The sequence below is a fragment of the Streptomyces olivochromogenes genome (assembly GCF_021538895.1).
Lineage (GTDB): Bacteria > Actinomycetota > Actinomycetes > Streptomycetales > Streptomycetaceae > Streptomyces > Streptomyces olivochromogenes_A.
Genome location: NZ_JADDRL010000278.1, coordinates 1 through 529, shown reverse-complemented (window position 1 = coordinate 529; position 529 = coordinate 1). Strand labels below are relative to the sequence as shown.

Here is a 529-nt window from a genome sequence, read left to right as displayed (position 1 = left end):
CCGCAAGAACCCCGACGGGCCGTACGGCGACTACTACATGTGGGCCGACGACGACAAGAAGTACGCCGACGCGCGGATCATCTTCGTCGACACCGAGGCCTCCAACTGGACCTACGACCCGGTCCGCGGCCAGTACTACTTCCACCGCTTCTTCTCCCACCAGCCGGACCTCAACTACGAGAACCCGGCCGTGCAGGAGGAGATCCTGGCCGCCCTCCGCTTCTGGCTGGACCTCGGCATCGACGGCTACCGGCTGGACGCGGTGCCGTACCTCTACGCGGCCGAGGGCACCAACTGCGAGAACCTCCCGGCCTCCCACGCCTTCCTGCGGCGGGTGCGCCGCGAGATCGACGCCCTGTACCCGGACACCGTGCTCCTCGCCGAGGCGAACCAGTGGCCGGAGGACGTGGTCGACTACTTCGGCGACTACCAGTCCGGCGGCGACGAATGCCACATGGCCTTCCACTTCCCCGTCATGCCCCGCATCTTCATGGCGGTCCGCAGGGAATCGTGCCACCCGGTCTCGGAA

Annotated in this window: 1 protein-coding gene; it reads left to right on the top strand. The window is 67.3% G+C overall.

Annotation, left to right across the window (positions count from 1 at the left end):
• The coding region (locus tag IPZ69_RS46800; protein ID WP_268835912.1) for an alpha-amylase family glycosyl hydrolase at positions 1-529 on the top strand (529 nt) is incomplete at both ends.